The 22,876-nt window shown below is 59.7% G+C and carries 19 protein-coding genes; 11 read left to right on the top strand and 8 right to left on the bottom strand.

The genetic code is table 11. The features are described 5' to 3' along the window. Position 1: 1 nt before the first annotated feature. The 5 genes from FHX09_RS06785 to FHX09_RS06765 form a co-directional block, all read right to left on the bottom strand. On the bottom strand, positions 2-2,359 hold the full coding sequence (locus FHX09_RS06785) for a SpoIIE family protein phosphatase (protein WP_132588893.1): 2,358 nt from the start codon (positions 2,357-2,359) through the stop codon (positions 2-4). Beyond that, positions 2,356-3,534, bottom strand: a complete 1,179-nt coding sequence (locus FHX09_RS06780; protein ID WP_132588894.1) for a class I SAM-dependent methyltransferase — start codon at positions 3,532-3,534, stop codon at positions 2,356-2,358. The genes FHX09_RS06785 and FHX09_RS06780 overlap by 4 nt, the downstream gene beginning before the upstream one ends. Continuing rightward, positions 3,531-3,989, bottom strand: a complete 459-nt coding sequence (locus FHX09_RS06775; protein WP_165933063.1) for a ubiquinone biosynthesis methyltransferase UbiE — start codon at positions 3,987-3,989, stop codon at positions 3,531-3,533. Before FHX09_RS06775 ends, FHX09_RS06780 begins: the two co-directional genes overlap by 4 nt. Before the next feature lie 59 nt (positions 3,990-4,048). Further along, positions 4,049-5,791, bottom strand: coding sequence for an EAL domain-containing protein (locus tag FHX09_RS06770; protein WP_132588896.1), 1,743 nt, complete (start codon positions 5,789-5,791; stop codon positions 4,049-4,051). A gap of 246 nt (positions 5,792-6,037) precedes the next feature. Beyond that, positions 6,038-6,916 (bottom strand): LysR family transcriptional regulator, encoded by an 879-nt coding sequence (locus tag FHX09_RS06765; RefSeq protein ID WP_184449566.1) that lies wholly within the window; start codon positions 6,914-6,916, stop codon positions 6,038-6,040. A 115-nt stretch (positions 6,917-7,031) separates the two neighbouring features. Here FHX09_RS06765 and FHX09_RS06760 point away from each other — a divergent pair, with 115 nt between their 5' ends. The 4 genes from FHX09_RS06760 to FHX09_RS06745 all read left to right on the top strand — a co-directional run bounded on the left by FHX09_RS06760 (position 7,032) and on the right by FHX09_RS06745 (position 11,925). After that, positions 7,032-7,250, top strand: a complete 219-nt coding sequence (locus tag FHX09_RS06760) for a hypothetical protein (protein WP_132588898.1) — start codon at positions 7,032-7,034, stop codon at positions 7,248-7,250. Positions 7,251-7,467: 217 nt separating this feature from the next. After that, positions 7,468-8,394 (top strand): helix-turn-helix domain-containing protein, encoded by a 927-nt coding sequence (locus FHX09_RS06755; RefSeq protein WP_132588899.1) that lies wholly within the window; start codon positions 7,468-7,470, stop codon positions 8,392-8,394. Positions 8,395-8,505: 111 nt separating this feature from the next. Next, a complete protein-coding gene (locus FHX09_RS06750) occupies positions 8,506-9,912 on the top strand; it encodes an aldehyde dehydrogenase family protein (protein ID WP_184449564.1) in 1,407 nt (468 codons plus the stop codon). Positions 9,913-9,942: 30 nt separating this feature from the next. Beyond that, complete coding sequence (locus FHX09_RS06745; RefSeq protein WP_183719347.1) at positions 9,943-11,925, top strand: tyramine oxidase; 1,983 nt, start codon at positions 9,943-9,945, stop codon at positions 11,923-11,925. A 50-nt stretch (positions 11,926-11,975) separates the two neighbouring features. Here FHX09_RS06745 and FHX09_RS06740 read toward each other — a convergent pair whose 3' ends face one another. Then, positions 11,976-13,181, bottom strand: a complete 1,206-nt coding sequence (locus FHX09_RS06740; RefSeq protein ID WP_132588901.1) for a 2-oxo acid dehydrogenase subunit E2 — start codon at positions 13,179-13,181, stop codon at positions 11,976-11,978. A gap of 3 nt (positions 13,182-13,184) precedes the next feature. Continuing rightward, positions 13,185-15,266 (bottom strand): transketolase C-terminal domain-containing protein, encoded by a 2,082-nt coding sequence (locus tag FHX09_RS06735; RefSeq protein ID WP_132588902.1) that lies wholly within the window; start codon positions 15,264-15,266, stop codon positions 13,185-13,187. Between the two features lie 365 nt (positions 15,267-15,631). Between FHX09_RS06735 and FHX09_RS06730 the strand changes: the two genes are divergently transcribed. From FHX09_RS06730 to minE, 4 genes are all read left to right on the top strand, one after another. Further along, positions 15,632-15,769, top strand: coding sequence for a DUF1127 domain-containing protein (locus tag FHX09_RS06730; protein ID WP_007797120.1), 138 nt, complete (start codon positions 15,632-15,634; stop codon positions 15,767-15,769). 373 nt (positions 15,770-16,142) lie between these two features. Next, a complete protein-coding gene (gene minC / locus FHX09_RS06725) occupies positions 16,143-16,865 on the top strand; it encodes a septum site-determining protein MinC (protein ID WP_132588903.1) in 723 nt (240 codons plus the stop codon). A 32-nt stretch (positions 16,866-16,897) separates the two neighbouring features. Further along, a complete protein-coding gene (gene minD / locus FHX09_RS06720; protein WP_007797127.1) occupies positions 16,898-17,716 on the top strand; it encodes a septum site-determining protein MinD in 819 nt (272 codons plus the stop codon). Beyond that, positions 17,713-17,973, top strand: a complete 261-nt coding sequence (gene minE / locus FHX09_RS06715) for a cell division topological specificity factor MinE (protein ID WP_132588904.1) — start codon at positions 17,713-17,715, stop codon at positions 17,971-17,973. Before minD ends, minE begins: the two co-directional genes overlap by 4 nt. Positions 17,974-18,071: 98 nt before the next feature. Here minE and FHX09_RS06710 read toward each other — a convergent pair whose 3' ends face one another. Next, entirely contained in the window at positions 18,072-18,665 is a 594-nt protein-coding gene (locus FHX09_RS06710) for a TetR/AcrR family transcriptional regulator (RefSeq protein WP_132588905.1), read from the bottom strand. Between the two features lie 235 nt (positions 18,666-18,900). Here FHX09_RS06710 and FHX09_RS06705 point away from each other — a divergent pair, with 235 nt between their 5' ends. Genes FHX09_RS06705 through FHX09_RS06695 form a run of 3 tightly spaced genes read left to right on the top strand, consistent with a single transcriptional unit; the run spans position 18,901 to position 22,645 of the window. Next, positions 18,901-19,374, top strand: a complete 474-nt coding sequence (locus FHX09_RS06705) for a (2Fe-2S)-binding protein (protein WP_132588906.1) — start codon at positions 18,901-18,903, stop codon at positions 19,372-19,374. Further along, a complete protein-coding gene (locus FHX09_RS06700) occupies positions 19,374-20,357 on the top strand; it encodes a xanthine dehydrogenase family protein subunit M (RefSeq protein WP_132588907.1) in 984 nt (327 codons plus the stop codon). The genes FHX09_RS06705 and FHX09_RS06700 overlap by 1 nt, the downstream gene beginning before the upstream one ends. Continuing rightward, on the top strand, positions 20,354-22,645 hold the full coding sequence (locus tag FHX09_RS06695) for a xanthine dehydrogenase family protein molybdopterin-binding subunit (RefSeq protein ID WP_132588908.1): 2,292 nt from the start codon (positions 20,354-20,356) through the stop codon (positions 22,643-22,645). Before FHX09_RS06700 ends, FHX09_RS06695 begins: the two co-directional genes overlap by 4 nt. The last annotated feature ends 231 nt before the right edge of the window (positions 22,646-22,876 follow it).

Genomic DNA, 22,876 nt, shown 5'->3' with positions numbered 1-22,876 from the left:
ATCACCTATGCCGCATCACAACCAGCGTGATGTCATCATGTATTTTCTGCGTTCCGATATAGGCCATCAGCCCTTCGATGATACCGTCCTTTACCTCTTCGGCGGTTTGGCCGTGCAGGCGCCGTGCGCTCTGACAAAGCCGATCGATGCCGAACAGCTCGCCCCGTGTATTTTCGGCTTCCGTGATACCGTCCGTATGAAGCACGATCAGGTCGCCTTTCTCGAAGGATATCTCGCGAGTATCAACAAAAGGCGAGATATCGGATTCAAGTCCAACCGGCAGGCCGAGGTCACCGGTATCTATGCGCTCGACCTCGCCTGTCTGGCGAATGACAATGAGGTCCTCATGTTGTCCAGAGATCGTGAGGCGCTCACCATCGTAGTCAAGAAAAGACAAGCTGAGATGCTTATTGGTCCTCGTCCGCTCGATATTCTTGAAGATCGCTCGGTTCAGGTGTGCAAGGAATTTCGATGGGTCGGTTTCTCCCGCCTCGAGCAAGGCGCGGGCGACCGATTGCACCATCAGCATCAGAACGCCGCTCTCCAGGCCATGACCTGTAACATCGCCAATACCGATCTTCAGGAGCCTGCCGTTCTGCAAGACGTCATAGTAGTCGCCACCAACCTCGTCGGCGGGACGCATATAAGCGGCAATTTCCAAATGCTCTACCGCGCCGAGCTCCGTTGCGCGTGGCAACACCATCATCTGGATGTGTCGGGCCACATCGAGCTCGGCGCCGAGGCGTAGGTTTTCGCTCTTCAGCTGCGTATTCAATGCCGAGATTTCTTCCTTTGCCTCCTCGATCTCTTTCGTGCGTTCCTCGACCAGATTTTCGAGGTTCTCGGTGTGGAAGCTGATCTGCTCGGCCATGCGATTGAAGGCAAGCCCCGCCTGCGCGACCTCATCCTTGCTGGTAATCGCCACCCGCACGGAATAGTCCTTCGCTTCAATGCGCTTTGCCGCGGCCGCCAGGGCACGGATCCCGCTGGTGATGCGCTTCGACGCCGCAAATACTGCGGCTGCGACGATGAGCAGTGACACGAGAACCGCGAGGATCTGATAGAGCAGGATACGGTTGGTTGCCCGCGCTATCTGCTCCCTGGCAGCGATGAGCGAGGCATAAATCTCCCGCTCTGGCACGACAATACCAAGCGACATGACTTCGCGCTGAACGGGGCCCTTGACCCAAAGATTGGAAGGGCGGAGCTGCTTGGTGACCACCAGATAGGGCACGTCCTCGCCATTTTCGCTCAGTGAAATGTGCTGAATGACGCCATCCGCATCGAGTGGAAGAGAGGCAATGGCTTTCTGCGAACTGTTTCGCAGCGAGCGGTCAACTCCTGTCACGCCTTGGTTGGTCGCATCGCTTGCCGCGCGCAAGCCGATGACCTTCTCCCCGGTTCGGTTGATTGCAACAACATTGCCGTTTGACATTGCGAGGAAGCCGAAACCGCTTTCGGCGACCTTCACGTGTTCGACGATTTCGGCAAGCTGATCGAGCGTGATGTCGGCGCCGGCCGTCCCGGCTACGTCGCGGCGATCAGCCGTCCAGAGAGGATGGAAGAAGCTGACGATCAGCTTTCCTGTTATGGCGTCGGTGTAGGGGGCGGTCTGGGTGATGTTTTCAGGAACGGGGCGGGAGGCTGGATTTTGCGCCCACTGCTGCCAAGATTCGTAAATGCCGGGGAAGAAGAAGTCCCAGAAGTTCGCCTCATTGTGGCCGGGATAGAGCTTGTCGAATGTCTGCGCCTGATCGGTATAGGGAGCAGTTCTGAAGATCGGCCGCTCTTTCGGGCCGATGTAGTACATTTGAAGTTTGGAGGCTCCGTTTTGCAGGAGGTTCGGGGCAACGAGATCAATAACGGCACTGGTTTCGATATCGGCCTGCACTTGCGGCAGCGGACGATGATCCTTGTCGAGGAGGTAGCCCCAGACACTGACGACGGATTGTGAGCCGGGAGCGTTCTGCGCCCAGCCGCCGATACTGTTGAAGCTTAGGGTCACAGCATCAGGGTCAGCTGTGGCCATTGCGTCGCCAACCTCGTTGTTTCTGATCGGTCGATCGATCTGCGCCTGTAGCACGCCGGCGAGGGCCTTAACGTCGGAATGCACCTGGTCGAGAAGCAGCCCGACCTGCGCGACCGTGGAATCGGTGGAGGAGCGGATATAATCCTGGCTCGCTCTTTCAAGGCCCTCGCCGACCTGAGTGGTCGCATCGCGCGACAGACGTTGCACATTCCAGAGCGCAAGGCCGCCGCTGACAAGAAGATCGAAAAGCACGGCGCCGCCGACGACGATGATGAATTTCGTCCGAAACGAGCGCAATCCGAGGCTTGGTTTCTTTGAAGCGCCGGTCATAGCGGCTTTTGCCCCGACGCTGCCCAGATAGGCCAGCCGGCATAGCCTCTCGGGTGAAGCGCGGCAAAGATATGATCTCTAAAGCCCTGCCTGAACCGCGCGATGAATTCGGGCGCGTCTCCTCGTCTGACGGACATTTCCCCGGCATAAACATCTTCCCAGGCTTCAATGACGTCGGCGAATTCCTGCGGATTGCCGTCGAGGTTGGTAACCATGAAACTTTCGATCCTCACATCCTCGAAACCAGTATCCAGCAGCAGGCGAGAACCCTTTGGCCCCATTTCGACGTCCATGTCGAAATGGCGAAAGAGCTTGGCAACCTCGTTATAGGTCCACTGGATGCTGTCGGCGCGGGGCTCACCCAGGCAGTGGGAGTTCTTTTCGTTGGTGATGTAGACCCTGCCGCCCGGCTTGCAGATGCGATAAAGCTCCCTCAACAGGAGTTCGGGTCGGTTGAAGATCTGCAGCGAGTGCCGGCACGTCACAAAATCGAACTGGTCGTTTTCGAACAGCATCTGCGATGCATCACCATAAGTGTACTCGATATCGCGAACGCAGAAGTCTTCCGCAACGGAGCGCGCATAGTCGAGGCTTGCCATGGAATGGTCGAGCGCGACTATCCTGGCGGGGCCGAATTCCTTCCTGACAAGCATTGCGAAATCACCGATGCCGCAGCAAATGTCGGCGATCGTCATGCCGCTGCGAAGTCCGTGCCGTGGCAGGATCTCCCGCTCGTGACGCCAGGTCATTTTCGTCTGTGTCCGGAGGATAGGGATGAAGCTCTCGTTCTCGACAAATGTCTGACCGGGATAAAAGGCAGAATCATATATCTCAATGGAGATGTTAGGCGAGAGTTCGCTCAGGTGCCGAAACACCTGCGTTGCCCATGTGACAACACTCGACGTCAGAACGACAATCCTGAGCTCCGGCCGCGAGCGGGAGGCGTCGACCAGGACCCGCGCCAGGGCACGGAATGCCGTGCTGTTCATGTGGGTAACGCGTTTCAGATTGACGTAGAAGATCCCTTGGACCGTTTCAATCTTGTCGCGCAGCAGTAAGAGATCATCCGCGATGTCGGTGATCGAACGGGGTCGGAGAACGCCGGTTGCTACAAACTCCTGATTGCCGGTGTCGAATTGCGTCGTAAAGACAGGTGAAGAACCGTTCGGGGTCAATGGAGGAGCCTCTCGAGCGGCAGGTCGACAACGAAGGTGAGCGCGTCGGCGCTCGAGGCGCGTAGCTCTATGTCCGCGTCATAGTTGACCGCCAATCCCAATAGGACTGCTTGCTCCAGGGGAGCCGTCTCGTCGGCGATGACCTCTACGTAGTTTGCCAGTTTTCCGCTGTGTTTCAGACCCTGGACGAGTTCAGAGTAAAAGCGACGCTGTTGCGACGGGCACGGAAAGCTCAACTCGATCCGTTCTATCTGTTCATGACGATAGAAGGCGCATATCAGCTCACCCTCTTGCGCGTTCGAGCGAAACGATATCTCGAGGAGTTCGTTGAGGGCCGAAGAAAGAAGATTGGAGTGGCGCAGCGGATCACGGCGGTCATGGCTGACCATTCGGGCGACATAGTTCGAGAGTTGATCGCAATGCAGCCAGTCGGCCGTGAACGTTGCCATCTCCATTTCCAGATTGAGAAGTTGCTCGAAAGCCGTGTCTGCTGTCGTCGCCGCCTCCTGCCTTTTCAACCTGCACCTCCTTGGCCAAGCGCCATCCCGGCTCCCTCCGGACCCGTCATGGTCCTCGTTGCGCCGCCGTTTCCCCGCCGCGCTTTCCGGTGGCCGATGAATTGGCCAATGTGGTCCACATGCATCGGTGGGCTCAGGAAGTGGCCCTGCAGCCTGTCGCAGCCCTCTTCCAGCAACCACGCGGCCTGTTCGGCTGTCTCCACGCCTTCGGCAGTGACACGCATGCCAAGCCCGTGCGACAGCGCAATGACGGACCGCACGATCGTCTGGCTCTTTTCGTCGTCCAGGAGGTCGTTGATGAAGTATTTGTCGATCTTGATGTTATCGAAGGGAAAATTCTTCAGGTAACTCAAGGATGAGTACTCAGTCCCGAAGTCGTCGAGGGAGATCTGGATGCCAAGCACGTTGAGGATGTTCAAAGTATCGAGGTTATTGATCGTGCGCTCCAGAAGGACGGTTTCCGTAATCTCGAGTTCCAGGCGTTCGGCGGGAAAACCGATAAGGTCGAGAGTTTGCGACACGCGATCAGTGAAGCCTGTTGTCAGGAATTCCGCCGGGGATAAGTTGATGGCAACGGTGTAATGGTCCGGCCAACTCAAGGCTTCCCGACAGGCTTCGTCCAGCACCCATTGGCCGATTTCGCTCATCAGCCCATCTGCCTCTGCCATCGAGATAAAGGCGATCGGAGGGATCACGCCGAGCCTGGGATGGCGCCAGCGCAGGAGAGCCTCGAAGCCGGTTACGGTGCGCGAGTTGTCGACAAGAGGCTGATATTCGAGGAAGAACTCTCTATGCTGAAGCGCGACTCTAAGGCTGCGCCTCAGCACCTCCCGTTGCTCCAGCACCACCAACATGCTGGGATCAAAGGTTCGCGCGCGGCGGCGTCCTTCCTTTTTTGCAGCATAGAGGGCGACGTCCGCTGCTTTCATTAACTGCTCGCCCTCATCGCCATCGCGGGGCGCAATCGCAATGCCGATACTGGCTCCCACAAAGACAGTGATGCCGTCTACCACGAATGGCTTCTTGAATTCGCCAACCAGCGCGTCAGCCAGTCGCTCGGCCTCACGTGGCTGCTCTTGAGCAGTCTGGATGACCGCGAATTCGTCACCGGCAAGGCGGAAGGCTGTCTCGTCCATGCCAAGCACGCTTCGGATCCTGCCGGCGGCAAGCTTCAGAACAATGTCTCCAGCGCCGTGCCCTAACGTATCGTTGACTGGTTTAAAGTCGTCCAGGTCGATCTGCATCAGCGCAAGACCGCGCTTGTCGTCGGTAGGAAGAAGCCGCCCCAACTCGTCGCTGAACTGCCGGCGGTTGGGCAATCCCGTCAGGACGTCATGGGTTGCCTGGTGCAGGAGCAGCGCTCGCTCCTGCTCGTGCGCAGTTGTCGTCTCATTGCGATCGGCAGCGCCGATTTCGACGATCGCCAACCCCTCCCTGGCCGGCAGCAGCAGCAGGTCGTACCGGTCGTGCGTTGATACACCTAACCGGATGGATTGTGGCCGGCCGGTATTAATGACGAGTTGTACGAGGTCTGCGGACGGAGGGGTTGCCAGCGCCGGGTAAATATCAGCCAACTTCGTGTGGGCCTGCTCGTTAAAGCCCGAGCGCTCGGCGAGTTTTTCGGACCAATCGACCAGAACGAGGTCGAGATCCCAGAGCGAGAAAACTGCCTCGGCGCGGTTGAAGAATTCGGATCCTTGTGGAACCAGCTTAGGCCAATTCGCACGATTTTCCGGCATATGGGTTGAGCCTCCTCGTTGCGCGGCGCCTAGATTCGTTGATGTATCCACCAGGATTGAATCAGCTCGTTGTATAACAGCTAGCGCATGCCGTGTTGTAGTCAATCAAAAACGCTACCATAGGGCCCCATTGTGCATATTCATGTGAATGGCAGATATGGGATGTACGCAGACAGTGCCCTTGTCGGATCAGGAGAACGACACATGACAGCAATGGCCACGCCGCCAACAGTATTCGCGCTAAAGCTAGCCTGAGAATTCGCGCAGACACTTCATAACTTCCCGCAGACCTTTGGTGAGGTGCTTGTCCCGGCGCAAAACAATGCCGAGCTGACGGACCAGGCGCGGCCTGACGGGCGACGTTATGAGAAATCCTGCACGGTCTTGCTTCAACGCGAGTGCAGGCAGCAGCGACCAGCCCAATCCTGCGGCGACCAGCTCCTTGATCGCTTCAACGCTTCCGAACTCCATCGCAGGCTGTATCCGGACGCCCGCGTCGGCGAACCACCCGTCCGTGGCAGCGCGCGTGTTGCCGCCCTCGTAGAGCATGAGAACCTTGTCTTTGAGAAACGCGGCGTCGGGTCCTCCTTCGGGTATTTCGCTGTCTTTGGGAGCCACTGCCAGCAACTCGTCCTCGTAGAAAGGCTCGATCTCCAGCGACCGGCCAGAGGCGGGAAGGGTGACGACGGCGAGGTCGAGTGCGTTTGCCTCAAGATCACGCAAGACCTCTTCGGTGTTGCCGATCCGGACGGTAATCTCAAGTCCCGGCATTCGCGTTCTCGCGGACGCGATTGCGCGAGGAAGCAGGTGTATTGACGCCGTCCCGCCGCTGCCGATTCTGACTCGACCGGCCGAGCCCTCTCGATGTGGCGTCATTGCATCGGCCGCCGCACCACACTCTTCCAGGATGCGCCTTGCGTGAACGAGGAGATCCGAGCCGGCTGGCGATGGCAGTGCGCGTCGCCCCACGCGCTCGATCAGCCGAACCCCAAGCCGCTGCTCGAGCAGTTTGACCTGCAGACTGACGGCCGGTTGGGTAAGGCCAACCTTGTCGGCCGCCGCCGTGAAACTCCCTAGATCGATGACGGTTACAAAGGCCAAGAGTTGATCAAGGTTGGGTATCATAAAAAATCCTAATGCTTTGTATAAGTGCAATAACCTTCCTTCGATGTATTCGCCAGCCTTATCCTATGGGCGTTCTCGTGATCGCATTGTGGATCGCTGATGACAGGAGAGTGCAATGTCGACCGACGTCGGGAAGGAACTGGATTTGAAAAGCGACGCTGCCCCACTGCGAAGCGCTCTGAGACGCGCACTGGCGTTTCTGTCCTGGCGCTTGGAGAAACGTCGCAGCCGGCGGGCAATCGCGGAGCTGACGAGGGATCAGCTTCAGGACATCGGGGTCACGCAGGAGGAGGCTTCGGCTGAGATCGGCAAGTCCTGGTTCTGGAATTTATAGCTGCAGGTGTCTCCACTCGTCCGCTGTGTGTCATCTTCGAGTGGGTTGCGAACGCCTCGAGCGAGACGCTGCGTTAGCGCATTCGTAAAGCGCCTTGACCGACCGGCATTCAATACGCACGTGAGAATGTGCTGATAGACCGCCTGTATCAATTCGGAATAGGATGCGATACGACAGGAACGCTTAAGTCAAGTCTGCAGGAGCCAGGGAGGGGAGAATGCAGTCGCTGGTAACGCCGGTGCACAAGCCGGTGGCCGTAGAGGTTCTGCAGGAGGAAATCCGGAAAGTTTGCGGTGCGTTCGATGTCGAACCCATGGCCCGCACCAATGTGATGGCCGGCGATGTGGCAACGCGTCGTATGGGGCTTTTCGATACTGCGATCGTCGCACTTGATGCCCGCCACGTGCAGCGTGGGATGAAATCAATCCGGCAGGACCCCGGTGAGCATCTGTTCTTGCTGATCCAGGACGAGGGACACTGTCGCGTGGAGCAGGGCGAGCGTTCAGCCCGGCTGGCCCCGGGAGACATGTTCCTTGTCGATTCCGTTCGGCCGTCGTCGTTCGTTTATGACGGTGAGCGCTCCAGCCAGTTGTCAGTCCATATGCCACGCGCCGAGATGCTTCATCGGTTTGGCAAGCCCTGTACTGATGGCGTCGCCATCAGTCGGGACGATCCCCTTTGGCTGGCAATGCGGGCCGTGATTACCAAGATGCTCACAGAGCCTGGAGCGTCGGCGCAGCTCGGTGAGGCGATGTTGTCGCTTTTGGGCGCCTACCTTCACAGTACCAAGACAGCCGAAGCTGCGGGACCCAGCGAAACCCTGCTGTCGCGAGCGCTCGCCATGATTGATCGGCACCGTGCCGATCCGACGTTCGGGCCCGGCGAGTTGGCAAGGCGGCTCAATGTTTCGGAGCGCATGTTGCAGCGGCATTTCCGCCTGCTTGGCGAGACGCCAGGCCATCGGCTGCTCAGCCGTCGCCTGGAACTTGCGCATGCAACGCTGACGCAGCCGCGTACCACCAAGCCTGCCGACGGGATTGCCGCAGTCGCCTACGACGCCGGTTTCAACGACCTTTCCTATTTCTATCGCGAGTTCCGAAAGAAATACGGCTGTGCACCGGGCGTTGTTGCGCGCCGCCACTGACGGATTTGTCCATAGATGCAGACGGCTCAGTCCAAGTCCTGATGCCTGTAATCGCCTAGTCTCCGCTTCCAGTCCTGCCCGATGGTCGGACCTCATTCGGAGGAGGTGAGAATGACGATCCATAGCGCCACGATCGACGGAAAGCCGATGACCGGCGAGCACAGTTTCAGCGTGCTCAACCCGGCCACGGGAGGCGAAGTTGGCCGTGCGCCAAACATGGGCGCTGCCGAGCTCAACGCTGCCGTTGCTGCCGCCAAGGCAGCTTTTCCCGCATGGTCGGCCAAAAGCGAGCAGGAATTGCAAGCCGCCTGTGCGGCCGCTACCGCCCACATTGAAGCACACGCCGACGAACTCGCGCGGCTGATCACGCTCGAGCAGGGCAAGCCACTGAACGGGCTCGGCTCGCGCTGGGAGCTGGGAGGTGCTGTTGCCTGGGCAGGCTATACGACCGCGTTGTCGCTGCCGCCGAAAATCCTCCAGGACAACAACGAAGGGCGTATCGAACTTCATCGCAAGCCGCTCGGCGTCGTCGGCTCGATCACCCCTTGGAACTTCCCGGTCATGATCGCCATCTGGCACGTCATGCCGGCTCTGCGCACCGGCAACACCGTCGTCATCAAGCCGTCGCCGCTGACGCCGCTTGCGACGCTTCGCCTGGTCGAAATCATGAACGAGGTGCTGCCGCCCGGCGTACTGAATGTCGTGACTGGCGACGACGGCGAGTTCAACATCGGCGCGGCAATGTCGGCCCATCCCGACATCAGCAAGATCGTGTTTACGGGCTCGTGTGCGACAGGCCAGAAAGTCATGCGCTCTGCCGCAGAGACGATGAAGCGCCTGACGCTCGAACTCGGCGGCAACGATGCCGGGATCGTCCTGCCCGATGCCGATCCGCAGGCAATTGCCGAGGGCCTGTTCTGGGGCGCCTTTATCAACAACGGCCAGACCTGCGCGGCGATGAAGCGCCTCTATGTCCATGAGTCGATTCACGATGCCGTCTGCGATGCCCTTGTCGCCTATGCACGCAACATTCCTATCGGTGACGGCATGGAGGAGGGCAGCGTTCTCGGCCCCGTGCAGAACCGCATGCAGTTCGAAAAGCTCTCGCGTCTCGTCATGGATGCCAAAGAGCGAGGAGCGGTGTTGCTGGGCGGTGAGCCGGGCGAGGGGCTTTTCTTTCCGCCGACCATCATTGCTGGTTTGAAGAACGGCGATCCGCTTGTCGACGAGGAACAGTTCGGTCCTGCGCTTCCTGTCATCAAGTACAGCAGCGTCGACGAGGCAATTGCACTTGCAAACGACAGCGCCAATGGCCTTGGAGGTTCCGTCTGGTCGTGCGACATCTCAGCCGCGAAGGTGGTTGCCAGCCGCATGGAGTGCGGTTCGGTCTGGATCAACAAGCATGGCGCCATTCAGCCGAACGCACCGTTCGGCGGCGTGAAGGCTTCCGGGTTCGGCGTCGAATTCGCCGAGGAAGGGCTGCAGGAATACACGAATATCCAGGTGGTATTCGCTTGATTAGTGAAGGCATGCAATAGGGAGGATGCAATGAACATAAAGCGATATCTGGCTTCGGCCGGCTTGCTTCTGGCGCTGGGCGCGCCAGCTGCTATCGCTCATCCGTTGGATGGGCTGACGGCAGAGGAATATCAGAAGATCAACAAGATCCTGCGCGACCAGAAAGTGGTCGACGACAATACGCTTTATCCGCTGATCGAGCTCAAGGAGCCCAGCAAGGAGGAGGTTCTCTCCTTTAAGGAAGGCGACGACCAGATCGACCGCGAGGCGAAGGTCCAGTTGACGAGCCCCCAGGGGTTCAAGGAGACAGTCGTCAACATCACCAAGGGCACGGTTGAGAGCACGACGCCGATCAAAGGGCAGCCGATGGTGCTGTTCACCGAGTTCATGGACGCTCTTCAGGGTGCGCTTGCCAATCCGGACATGATCGCCGGCCTGAAGAAGCGTGGCCTGACGCCGGAACAGGCTTTCTGCTTGCCGTTGACTGCTGGTAACTTCTTCACCGATGAATACGAGAACTCGCGTCTGATGAAGGTGCCTTGCTACAAGGTGCCCGAGGGATCGAACTTCTACGCAAAGCCCATCGAGGGCCTGTTTGCCGTTTACGATATCGGTAAGAGGCAAGTCCTTCGCGTCATCGACACCGGTGTGATCGACGGCCCAAAGGACAATTGGGGTTACACCGAGAAGGAAGTTGCCGAGCGCGAGCCGCTGCGCCCTGAGATGAACCCTGCGAAGCTGTCCCAGCCCGGCGGCCCGAACTACAAGATCACAGGCAGCCACCTCGAATGGGATATGTGGCGGATGAACTTCCGCGTTGACAAGCGCCCCGGCCTCGTCGTCTCCAACCTCGACGTGAAGGATGGGGGCACGTGGCGTTCGGTGATCTACCAGTCGCATCTGTCCGAGGTGTTCGTACCTTACATGGATCCGACAGAAGGCTGGTATTGGCGTACCTATATGGACAGCGGGGAGTATGGCTTCGGCTTGTTCTTAAGCCCGCTGCGCTCTGGCGTCGATTGCCCCGACTATGCGACCTTCCTGCCCGCAACGATTGCCGACGACAAGGGCAATCCGCTGACCATTCCGAATGCAATCTGCGTCTTCGAGCGCAGCATCGGCGATCCGGCATGGCGCCATTTCGAAGTCTTCGCACAGACTCCCGAAAAGCCGATCCCGGCCGAAGGCCGTCCGGCGAGCGAGCTCGTCGTCCGCACTGCCTCCGAAGTCGGAAACTATGACTACCTGATCGACTATCGCCTGCAGCAGGACGGTCAGATCAGGATCATGATCGGGGCAACGGGTCTGGACGCAGTAAAGGGCGTTGCATCGACCTCGATGAGCGATCCGACAGCCGCGCAAGACACTGCGCATGGAACGCTGATCGCACCGAACCTGGTGGCGGCAAACCATGACCATTACTTCAACTTCCGCATCGACTTCGACGTCGACCAGCCGGACAACCATTTCGGGACGATGGATATCGTTCCGGCCAAGGTCGACGCGAAGAACCCGCGGCGCTCGATGTGGACGGTGCAGCACACGATGCCGAAGACCGAGATGGAGGCGCGCTATCAACTGTCGGCGATGAAGCCGCGCTACTTCATGATTTCCGATCCCTCCCGCGAAGGCTATCTCGGCCAAGAGCCGGGCTGGATGATCCATCATGGCGACGTTGCCTACGGCCCGTTCGACTTTGCCAAGGACCCGCCGATGAAGCGCAACGCCTATATCGAGTATTCGGTCTGGAACACCGTCTACAACATCGATCAGCAGTATGCGGGCGGCAAGTATGCGATGCAGAGCGATGGCTCGGATACGCTGCCGCAATGGGTCAAGGCCAACAAGCCGCTGATGGGCAAGGATATCGTGACCTGGTTCACGGCCGGCTTCCACCATATCCCGCGCATGGAGGATTGGCCCGTGATGTCGACCGAATGGAAAACGATCCATATCGAGCCGCACAATTTCTTTGCGCATAATCCGGCGCTGACGATCCGCAACGCCAGATGATAGCAAAGGGGCGCCTCACGGTGCCCCATTCCTTTGCGCGGCCGCCGGCGCTATGCCGGCCAGCCTTCGAGGGTTTCGACGAAACGCGTCAGCCAGGCGTTTGTCTGATGAGCGTCCAGCGCGCGATGATCGATCGTCAAGGACACATAGGTCATTGGTCGGATTTGGATAGTATCGACGCCATCGACCTCTCGCACGACGACACGCTTTTCCATTTTTCCTACGCCAAGGATCGCCGATTGCGGCTGATTGATGATGATGGGTGCAGCGATCAGGGAGCCTGACACCCCGTGGTTTGAGATCGTGAAGGTACCGCCGCGCATATCGGCGTTGGTGAGGCCGCCGGCCCGCCCACGGATGGTCAGGTCCTGAAGTCTGGCGGCAATCGCAGCCAGCGAGAGATCCTGGACTTGCCGAACGACCGGAACGACCAAGCCCTTGTCGCCAAGCGCCATGCCGACGCCGATGTTGATATCGTCGAAGACCTCCAAATGATCGTCATGCCAACGGCTGTTGATCTCAGGCACAGCCCGCATCGCCGCGACGCAGGCGGCGATGATATAGGCCGTAAAGGAAAGATTGATGCCGTCGGCGGCAAATGCCGCCTTGCTCTTGTCGCGATGCTTGATGATCGCGCTGAAATCGGCCTCGAAGATCGCCGTGACATGTGGGGCAGTCGTAACCGATTCCAGCATGTGCCGGGCGATGGAAAGCCGCATGGGAGTATGAGCAGCCATGTGCGAGCGGTGAGTGATCTGATCGCGGGTGATCGGGGTCCTGATGGAAGATGGCATCTCATCGCGCTCGATCTTCTGTTTCAGCGCGAACGCCGCATCCATATCAATGCGCGTAACACGTCCATCCCTGCCGGTGCCGACGACCTCAGCCGGGTCGATGCCGTATTGCTCGCCAGCACTGCGAACTGCCGGCGAGAAGCGGTCGCCGCTCTCATTGCCAGTCTCGCCAGATGGCAAAGGTGGAAGCTCCGGCGCATGGTCATCTCCGGCAGTGCTTGCCCTCAGACGAATGCGGCACAGAACCGCGCCGGGCGCTGCATCCGTGCCTGATGCCATGACGATCTCGTCGAGGATTCCTGCTGCGGGTGCGGAAATCTCCTGCGTGACCTTGTCCGTTTCGAGCTCGACGAGCGGGTCGTCCACGGCGACGATCTCGCCTGGCTGCTTCAGCCAGTTGCGGACAACTGCCTTCGTTCCCTCCTGTTCGACGGGGACGAGGACTTCGGAAAAATCGGCCATGTCTTAGTACTCCACGAGCGTCGTGATCTTCTGCCTGATGCGGTCGACCGACGGCACCGCCCAGTCGAGCAAGGCCGGGTTGTGTGGGCTTGGGATATCCGGCATCGTCAATCGCGACACTGGTGCGTCGAGATCCATGAAGGCCTCGTCGGCAACGATGGCGGCAATTTCCGCGCCGAAGCCACCGGTCCCAAGATCCTCATGGACGATGAGACACCGTCGCGTGCGACGGACGGAGGAAACGATGCTTGCGCGGTCGAAGGGCATCAACGTGCGAAGATCGATGACATCAGCAGAGATGCCTTCCGCCGCCTCCTCGCAGCGGGGAACCATGGCACCCCAGGTGACGATCGTGATCGCATTGCCCTTGCGCGTAAAGCGTGCCTTGCCAAAGGGCAGGGCGTAGTTGTCACCCGGGTAAGGGCGGCGTGCCCACGGATGATCGAGCATGGCGCGATGCTCGAAGAAGATGACAGGATCGTTGCCGCGCAAGGCGGTGCGCAGGAGCCCGACGGCATCTTCCGCATTCGAGGGTACGGCGACCTTCCAGCCCGGCTGGTGGACAAAGGCGACCTCGTTCGTCTGGCTGTGCCAGGGATCGCCACATTTGAAAAAGCCGCCCGGCATGCGCAGGACAACAGGTGCGGCGAACCGGTTGTTGGTGCGCCAGCGGATCGTGCCGCAATCATTGATCTGTTCGGTCGCGGGTTCGGCATATTTGCGGAACTGAATTTCAGGAACGGGAACGAGACCCGCAAGCGCCATCCCGACGGCGCGGCCGACGATGCCTTCCTCCGAGAGCGATGTGTCAAAGACCCGTTCCTTGCCGAACTTGTCCTGCAGTCCCAGCGTGACGGCATGAACGCCGCCCTTCGGGCCAATGTCCTCGCCGAACAGCACCACGCGCTCGTTGATCGTCAATTCGTGATCGAGCGTACGCCTGATCGCCGTGACCATATTGATACGCTGGCCGTCCGGTGCCGCCTCGTCGCTGCATTCCGGGGCACGATAGCCGTCGCAATGCTGACCACCCATCGCCTGCATTTCGCCGTCGAAGAAGACATGGCGGGTGACCGTTTCGGGAGCGGCAACAACCCGGCCTTCGGCCTCGGCGCGCGCTTTTTCTGCCACGCCCTCCGCCTCAAGCCGGCAGGCTTCCCACTCGTTAGAGCTCATCACTGCGGGAACCAGGTAGTCTCGCAGGCGTGGTAGCGGATCGCGAGCCCATTCAGCCTTGACCAGCGCTTCACTCTTATACGACTGGGTGTCTTGGAAGCTGTGCCCCTCCAATCGGGGAACAGTAAGCCGCAAAAGAGCAGGCATTCTACGCTCGCGGACGAAGCCGACTGCCTGCTGCGTCAATCGCGCGACCGCTGCGGGATCGCACCCATCGCCTTCAAAGATCGTCAGGCCGCGCCAGCTCGCGAGATTGGCCGCGATGTTTCCGCCAGGCGTCTGCACGTCGGAAGGGACCGAGATTCCGAAGCCGTTATCCTCGACGTAAAACAACATCGGCAGCGACTGCGTCGTGGCAATCGTCAGCGCAGACCAGAAACCGTTCGATGCGACCGAACCGTCGCCGCCAAGCACGACGGCGATCGCATCACGATAGTCATGCTCGTGAAGCACGGTTGCGTAATATTGCAGCGCCTGGGCCCAGCCCGCCGTCGGGGTGTATTGAGCTCCGACACCGCCGCACATCGGCAGAGCCGAAGCGCCGTTGCGGTTCGGATAGTTGAAGACCACGCCGATATCGCGGCCATCCGAATAGCCGCCGGCGCGGCCCATGGCGGAACCGAGCGCATCGGCCGGGTCGACGCCGAGCGAAAGAAGCAGCGGGCGCGACCGATAATAGCCGCAGGTGGCGTCGTGGTGGTTCGTCAGCTGCAAGCCGAGCATGATCTGCGCCATGTCATGGCCACGGGCGGAGAATTGATAGAGGACCTTCTTCTCCGGGACGAGCCGCGTCTCCTCCATCTCGTCAAGAATTCGCGAGAGGTGCACAAGGTAGGTAACGCGTTGCCAGTCGATTCCCTCATCGGGTGCGTTCCTGCCGCGCAATAGAACCGCTGTTGCCTGCGCCATCGTCGATCCTCCCAAATCTCTGATCTCTGAAGAGTTTAGTGCGATTTATCGGGGACTGCGTTTCAGTTTTGAGAGAAAAATGCGGCAAGGTGAAACGTTCATTTCGCCGGAGCGCGAAACTGCGATGAATCAATTCGAAATCTTTGTTCTGGTTTGCTGATTGGTTCGCTGTCCGACGGGTGCTGAGTCGGGCGGTGAGGGTGACGGCAAATCGGGCGTGAGGCGCGCCAAGTGCCTTGCCCCCGTGCTTCTCCTCAACCTGCATGTCGAGATTGCAATTTCGAGATGCCTCTTATGCGGTTTTCGAAGTGCTCATTGAGGAAGCAATGAGCTATATAATTGTGCAACGCACAAGGAGATATGACATGAAAATCGGCAACAGGATCGGAGAGTTCCTTCAGCTCCGTAAGGCATACCGGGATCTTTCCAGACTCGACGACGCAGCACTGAAGGACATTGGCGTCACCCGTGGCGATATCAAGCGCCTGGTTTACGGTCGCTAAGACCTCCGGAAGACCAAGAGATCAAGGCCCGCTCGAGCGGGCCTTTGCTATTTTGGGGTGCCGCGTCAGCTCCAGCGAATACGCTTGTTGCGGATCTCACCCGATGCGCCATTTCAGCCCGATCCTTCGCGGCAGGGGGCAAGCTTGAGCCTCTCGAGGCGAGTTTCGTCTCGCTTGTTCACGCGAAGCGTTTCGACCTGGCATCTAACCCAAAGATATGGCTGCCTGATACGATGTGTCGAGCGCTAATCAGACGCTCAGTTGCGAGTTTTGGGAGTGTGCGAACTGAGATTTGTTAACGATCCGGGCATCGGAAATTAACCATTTGTTAACCAAATCAGACGTAGAAATGTTCAACGATTTCTTAACCTAGATGACCAAAGTGCTAACAGACGCTCGCTCGATCCGCATCAAGGGCCGCTCTTTCCTGGCGGTCATGCTTTCGCCAGATCTTCCCTTCGATGACTGGCTCGTAAGACTAGACGATCTTGCCGCGCGCTCCGCCGGCTTCTTCCTGGGGCGACCGGTCGTCCTTGATGTCAGCGACCTGGAGATTGACCGGGCGCAGCTCAAGGGTTTGATCGCTGAGCTGGCGCAGCGCAACGTCAGTATCATGGGCATCGAGGGGTGCCGGCCTTCGCTGATCGGGCCTGGGATGCCGCCGGCTCTCAAGGGCGGGCGCCCGGTCTCGGACTTCGAGGTTCCGCAACAGGAACCGGTCATCGATGTTCGCACGCAGTCAGCGGCCGTCGAGACACGGCCGGCGCTGCAGTCGATCGTCATTCGCGAGCCGATTCGCTCGGGTCAGTCGCTGATCTTTCCGGAAGGCGACGTCACGGTCATCGGCTCCGTCGCATCCGGTTCGGAAATTATCGCCGGGGGCTCGGTCCATGTCTACGGCACGCTCAGGGGGCGCGCGATGGCGGGATCGGTCGGGAATACTTCGGCGCGCATCTTCTGCCGCAAGCTTGAAGCCGAACTGGTCGCGATCGACGGTATCTACAAGATGGCGGAAGACATAGCGCCGAACCTTCGCGGACAGGCCGTCCAGCTTTGGCTGGAAGGCGACTCGATCAAGGCAGAGAAACTTATCTAGGCCCGAAGCTGGCTATCACACAGGAGAGAAAGATGGGGAAAGTCATCGTCGTCACTTCGGGCAAGGGCGGGGTGGGCAAGACCACATCCACTGCAGCCCTCGGAGCGGCCTTAGCACAGAGGAACGAGAAGGTGGCCGTGGTCGACTTCGATGTCGGCCTGCGCAATCTCGATCTCGTCATGGGCGCTGAGCGCAGAGTCGTTTACGACCTTGTCAATGTCATCCAGGGCGACGCCAAGCTTTCTCAGGCGCTGATCCGCGACAAGCGGCTGGAGACACTCTTCCTGTTGCCGGCTTCGCAAACGCGGGACAAGGACAACCTCACGGCCGAGGGTGTCGAGCGCGTGATCAACGATCTGAAGCGTCATTTCGACTGGATCATCTGCGATAGCCCCGCCGGGATCGAACGCGGCGCAACGCTTGCCATGCGCCACGCCGACGTCGCCGTGGTCGTCACCAATCCCGAAGTCTCTTCAGTCCGTGATTCCGATCGCATCATCGGGCTGCTCGACTCGAAGACTGCGAAGGCCGAACGCGGAGAACGGATGGAAAAACATCTGCTCTTGACGCGTTACGACCCCAACCGCGCTGAACGCGGTGATATGCTGAAAGTCGATGACGTGCTGGAGATCCTCTCCATTCCACTCCTCGGCATCATTCCTGAAAGCACGGATGTGCTGCGTGCGTCCAATATCGGTGCCCCAGTCACCCTGGCTGACAGCCGCAGCGCACCCGCCATGGCTTATTTCGATGCTGCGCGCAGACTGGCCGGCGAAGAGCTGCCGGTCACCATCCCGGGAGAGAAGCGGGGCATCTTCGGCAAGATCTTCGGACGGAGGGCCGCTGCATGAGCATCTTCAACTTCTTTGGCAAACAGAGGACCGCGCCGGCGGCCCGCGAACGCCTGCAGGTGCTGCTCGCGCATGAGCGCGTCTCGGCGGGATCCGATCTCGTATCCTTGCTGCGCGAGGAAATCCTCGCCGTTATCGCCAAGCACGTACAAGTCGATAGCGAAAGGGTTCGAGTGACGATGGATCGCGACGAGCATATGTCCATCCTCGAAATCGATGTGGAAATTCCGTTGGGCGCGAGCGTTCGGGCGGCCTAAAAGACGAGAGCGGCGCCACGAGCGCCGCTTCTTTTTTGCCTCGAGAGAGCACATATGCAATCCGGCGGTGCCACGTCGTCTCACGGAGAGTGAGGCGACTATTTTTGTGTCCGCAACCCGTCCATCAGCAAGCCGATAAGCCGGTTCGAGCGGTCCCGCCAATCTGGCGACGCCGGTAGCGAGTAGATGCTCGAAAGGGCATGCAGAAGGTCGGTCGTATCGATATCGCTTCGAACGAGGCCTTGCTCAGCGGCTGCCTTGAGGAGCCCGTCGACGGCACCTCGCAAAAGGCCGCTGCCTTCAGCAAACAGAGAGGCATTGGAGTTCATCAGGATCTTCAGGCTGGTCGCCATCCCGCGCTTGGCGGCGATATAACCGACAAAGCGGCGCATCCATTCTTCGAGTGCAGCATCAGGCGCATGGCTTTCAGCCAGTTCCCTTGCTGCAGCCGCTAGGCTTTCCAACTCACGGCGGTAAACCACCTCAACCAGATGCTCACGCGTCGGAAAATGCCGGTAGAGCGTACCGATGCCGACGCCGGCCCTGCGGGCAATGTCTTCCAGCGAAGTTTCGACGCCTGCCTCCGCAAAGGCGGCTGCTGCGACGTCGACGAGTTTCTCGCGATTGCGGCGTGCATCCGCGCGCATTGGCGGCAGTGTGGACGGTTCCGTCTTCGGCGGGGCCGAGGCCAAAATAAGCTCCAAGCACATTCTGGACTTGACGCTCGGCGGCAAGTCACTAGATTAAACGGAGGCGCCTCCGTTTATGTGGAGTGCCTTTTACCTCTTAATCCAGAACGGGGCGGGATGTCATGCCCAAAGGTGCCCAGGCTTGCTTCCCATGAGCTTAGCTAGCGCGCTGATCCTGAGCGGCCACCCCTTTTTTGGATTTCGACCTCCAATCTCGTGACGATAGCAGGAGCTTATCATGACACGAACGGTTCATCTCTCCTTGGACATCAATGCGCGGCTGCATGAGCTCGATGTCGATGCGCGCACGACGCTACTCGACGCGTTGCGTGAGCAACTCTGTCTTACCGGAACAAAGAAGGGCTGCGACCAGGGACAATGCGGTGCCTGCACCGTCCATGTCGACGGCAAGCGCGTGCTTGCCTGTCTGACGCTTGCCGCACAGGTTGAAGGGCGCAACATCACGACGATTGAAGGGCTTGCGGCCGAAAGCGGCGACCTGCATCCGGTCCAGGCGGCCTTCCTGGAGCATGACGCGTTCCAATGCGGCTATTGCACACCTGGCCAGATCATGTCGGCCGTTGCCTGCATCCGTGAGGGGCGGGTCGGCTCGGACGAAGAGATCCGAGAATACATGGCCGGCAATCTCTGTCGGTGCGGTGCCTATAATCACATCGTGGCGGCAGTGCGCGAAGCGGCGGAGATGGCGTGATGAGAGACTTCAGCTACTTCCGAGCTGGCTCGCTCGACGATGCCCGCCAGTTCGCTATGCAATCAGGCGCAATGTTGCTCGCCGGTGGTACGACGCTTCTCGATCTTGCCAAATGCGGTGTTGCCGAACCCGATTCCGTTGTCGACATCACTCACCTTTCCGGCCTGTCGCAGATTTCGGCCGATGCCGATGGCATTACGATCGGCGCGCTTGCGAAAATGGAAGATGTGGCCGGTAGCCCGGGGATCCGGGCAAATTATCCCGCCATTTCGCAGTCGCTTTTGCTGGCAGCATCTCCGCAGTTGCGCAACATGGCGACGATCGGCGGTAATCTTCTGCAGCGGACGCGCTGTCCCTACTTCCGCGATCCCGGAACGTTTTCCGCGTGTAACAAGCGTAATCCCGGCTCCGGTTGCTCTGCGATCGGTGGTGTGACCCGCAATCACGCGGTGCTTGGCACCAGCGGGGCCTGCATTGCCTCCTATCCGGGTGATCTTGCCGTTGCACTGGTTGCCCTGGAGGCAACGATCGATCTCAGTGACCGCAAAGTCACTGCGGAAGACTTCTTCGTGCTTCCCGGCGACACACCAGAACGTGAGACGATCCTTGAGCGTGGCGAGATGGTGATGGCCATCAACATTCCTGCGTCGCCGGTCGCCAGAACCTCGACCTACCTCAAGGTTCGCGATCGGCAGTCCTATGAGTTCGCTGCCGCAAGCGCAGCCGTCGGGCTGGAGTTGGAGGCGGACGACAAGACGATCTGCGACATCCGCGTTGCATTGGGTGGCGTTGCCACCAAGCCGTGGCGCGCACGGTCGGTCGAGAAGGCGCTGATCGGTAAGGTCCTCGATGCCGGCACAGTCGAGAAAGCAAGCCGACTGGCCATGGAAGGCGCCGTCGCTAACGGCGGCAATCGTTACAAGATCGAACTTGCGCCGCGTGTCGTTGCGCGCGCCATTCTGAATATGGGAGGTCTCGCATGACCATCATGGAACCCCGCAAACGCGGCGACGCCTCTGACGGTACGATCGGCAGTCGCCTCTCGCGCTTCGATGGAAGGCTGAAAATAACCGGCGGAGCGACCTATGCTTTGGAACAACCGGTCGAGGGTCTGGTCTACGCGGTCCTCGTGCAGAGCCGGATCGCCGCCGGTCGGGTTGTGAAGGTTGACGCCACAAAGGCGCAAGCGGCGCCCGGTACGCTGTTGGTGCTGACACCCGATGTCGAACTCGGCTTGAAGATGGCTTCCGACTGGTACGGAAACCGGCCCGACAACCAGCCTTACTCTCCTCTGTCCAACGATATCACCTTCAACGGCCAGGCCGTCGCTGCCGTGATCTGTGAAACGCTGGAGCAGGCTGCCGAAGCTGCCCGGCTGGTCGACGTCACCTATGAGGAGGTGTCGGCGATCGTTGACTTCGATGATCCCAAGGCGAGTGAGGAAAGGCCGCTCGATGCGCTTACGGTGACTTGGGGCGACGCAGAGACCGCGCTTGCCACTTCGCCGGTCCGCATCGAGGCTGAGTACCGAACGCCGCGCGAATATCATGTGGCGATCGAGCCGCATGGCCTCGTTGCGAGGTGGGAAGGCGACCAACTGACCATCTGGGAACCCAGCCAGTGGACGCACGGGATGGCGCGCACCTATGCCGAGTGGTACGGGCTCCCATATGAGAATGTTCGTATTGTCTCGCCGTTTATCGGTGGGGGCTTCGGTTCCAAGGCCACAGCCTACGCCTATGGCGCTATCGCAACGGCTGCAGCCCGCAAGCTTGGCCGGCCGGTGAAGCTCGCTGTAACGCGCCCGCAGACGTTCACGGCTTATGGCGGCCGCGCCGCGACAAGACAAACGATCGCGCTCGGCGCCAATGCCGATGGCGTGCTGCAATCGATCGTACATGAGGGTGCCAGCGAGACCGCCACCTATGCGGATTTTCCCGAGCAGACAAGCGCGGCGACCCCATTGATGTATGCCGTGGAAAATTTCAGCGCGAAACACAGCCTCGTGCGGGTGAACACGGTCATGCCTGGAGCCCTGCGCGCGCCCGGCAAGAACCCCAGTGCCTTTGGCCTGGAAAGCGCCATGGATGAGCTTGCCTATGCGGTCGGGATCGATCCGGTTGAGATTAGGCTTCGCAATTACGCGGAGCGTGATCCGCAATCAGGCAAGCCGTGGTCGACCCGCCGGTTGCGCGAGGCGCTTTCCAAGGGCGGCGAGGCGTTCGGTTGGTCACACCGCAGCTTTGCCCCGCGCTCGATGCGGGATGGCAGGCAACTGATCGGCTGGGGCGTTGCGTGCGGCACATTCCCCGTCCTGCGCGCATCCAGCGAGGCACTGATCCGGATCCTCGCCGATGGTTCCGTGGAAGTCGTCAGCGGCGCGATCGACATGGGGCAGGGTACCTATACGATACTCGCGCAGACCGCCGCCGAGGTGCTCGGCGTCCCGGCCGAGAGCATCAATGTCCGACTTGGCGATTCATCGCTTCCCGGCGCCACGGTCGCTGGCGGCTCGATGCTTGCCGGCGCCATCACCGGAGCCGTTCACAAGGCGGCATCGGCTGCTCGCGACGAACTGATCGAACTTGCTCTCAACGACGGCGCCTCTCCCTTCCGCGATACGGGCGCCAATACGCTGATGGTCGCGGATGGCCGGATCTTTGTGCCCCGCGATGGGGGACTGTCCGTCTCCATTTCGGAACTCATGACGGCCCTTGGTCGCGACAGCATCGACACACGGCGAAACACCCTTCCAGAAGGAGAGCAGGGGCCCGAGGGTCACAAGAAGGCCTGGACGACCATGGGAAGCATCCAAGGGCCGACCGCGGGTGAATTCTCCATGCACAGTTGGTGCGCGCATTTCGTCGAGGTCAAGGTGGACGAAGACTTCGGCACGATCCGCGTGTCGCGAATGGTCTCGGCATTCGATTGCGGCAGGATCTACAACCCCAAGCTTGCCGAAAGCCAGTGGCGCGGCGGCATCATCATGGGGATCGGTCAGGCGTTGCTCGAAGAAGGTTTGGTCGATTCGCGCAACGGACGAGTCATCAACAACAATCTCGGTGACTACCTCGTTGCGACGAATGCCGACATCCCGCCGATCCAGGTGATCTCGGTTGGTATCCCCGACCTCAATGCCTCGGTTCTGGGAGGCAAAGGCGTTGGCGAGGTCGGAATCGTCGGTGTCGCGCCGGCAATCGCCAATGCCGTCTTTCACGCAACCGGAAAACGCGTCCGCGACCTGCCGATAACACTCGAAAAGCTGCTGTGACTTGAACGTTTCATCGGTTGCGTTGATACTCGGGCGATGGAGCGTGCAGCATAAAGTCGTACGCAATAGCGAGTTCTCGCGCGCCATGATTGGAGCGCGCGGGAGCAAAATTTAATACGGAATAAAGGAACGGGTAAGTCAGCGCCTTTGCTTGCCGACCGTCGGGCGACCCGACCCCAAGGGATCACAAGAGCCGGTGCTTTCAGCCTCTCAGAGGCCCTCTACAAGCTG

This window comes from Rhizobium sp. BK538 (assembly GCF_014197575.1).
In the GTDB taxonomy this organism is placed as follows: Bacteria; Pseudomonadota; Alphaproteobacteria; order Rhizobiales; family Rhizobiaceae; genus Rhizobium.
This window is presented reverse-complemented; position numbering and strand designations above follow the sequence as displayed.

What these genes read in the sequence shown, in the direction of transcription:
- FHX09_RS06695 (WP_132588908.1), top strand. Translation starts at nt 20,354, where the DNA reads ATGACCATCATGGAACCCCGCAAACGCGGCGACGCCTCTGACGGTACG.
- FHX09_RS06750 (WP_184449564.1), top strand. Translation starts at nt 8,506, where the DNA reads ATGACGATCCATAGCGCCACGATCGACGGAAAGCCGATGACCGGCGAG.
- minC (WP_132588903.1), top strand. Translation starts at nt 16,143, where the DNA reads ATGACCAAAGTGCTAACAGACGCTCGCTCGATCCGCATCAAGGGCCGC.
- FHX09_RS06745 (WP_183719347.1), top strand. Translation starts at nt 9,943, where the DNA reads ATGAACATAAAGCGATATCTGGCTTCGGCCGGCTTGCTTCTGGCGCTG.
- FHX09_RS06740 (WP_132588901.1), bottom strand. Translation starts at nt 13,181, where the DNA reads ATGGCCGATTTTTCCGAAGTCCTCGTCCCCGTCGAACAGGAGGGAACG.
- FHX09_RS06705 (WP_132588906.1), top strand. Translation starts at nt 18,901, where the DNA reads ATGACACGAACGGTTCATCTCTCCTTGGACATCAATGCGCGGCTGCAT.
- FHX09_RS06760 (WP_132588898.1), top strand. Translation starts at nt 7,032, where the DNA reads ATGTCGACCGACGTCGGGAAGGAACTGGATTTGAAAAGCGACGCTGCC.
- FHX09_RS06785 (WP_132588893.1), bottom strand. Translation starts at nt 2,359, where the DNA reads ATGACCGGCGCTTCAAAGAAACCAAGCCTCGGATTGCGCTCGTTTCGG.
- minD (WP_007797127.1), top strand. Translation starts at nt 16,898, where the DNA reads ATGGGGAAAGTCATCGTCGTCACTTCGGGCAAGGGCGGGGTGGGCAAG.
- minE (WP_132588904.1), top strand. Translation starts at nt 17,713, where the DNA reads ATGAGCATCTTCAACTTCTTTGGCAAACAGAGGACCGCGCCGGCGGCC.
- FHX09_RS06775 (WP_165933063.1), bottom strand. Translation starts at nt 3,989, where the DNA reads ATGGAGATGGCAACGTTCACGGCCGACTGGCTGCATTGCGATCAACTC.
- FHX09_RS06730 (WP_007797120.1), top strand. Translation starts at nt 15,632, where the DNA reads ATGAAAATCGGCAACAGGATCGGAGAGTTCCTTCAGCTCCGTAAGGCA.
- FHX09_RS06700 (WP_132588907.1), top strand. Translation starts at nt 19,374, where the DNA reads ATGAGAGACTTCAGCTACTTCCGAGCTGGCTCGCTCGACGATGCCCGC.
- FHX09_RS06770 (WP_132588896.1), bottom strand. Translation starts at nt 5,791, where the DNA reads ATGCCGGAAAATCGTGCGAATTGGCCTAAGCTGGTTCCACAAGGATCC.
- FHX09_RS06765 (WP_184449566.1), bottom strand. Translation starts at nt 6,916, where the DNA reads ATGATACCCAACCTTGATCAACTCTTGGCCTTTGTAACCGTCATCGAT.
- FHX09_RS06735 (WP_132588902.1), bottom strand. Translation starts at nt 15,266, where the DNA reads ATGGCGCAGGCAACAGCGGTTCTATTGCGCGGCAGGAACGCACCCGAT.
- FHX09_RS06755 (WP_132588899.1), top strand. Translation starts at nt 7,468, where the DNA reads ATGCAGTCGCTGGTAACGCCGGTGCACAAGCCGGTGGCCGTAGAGGTT.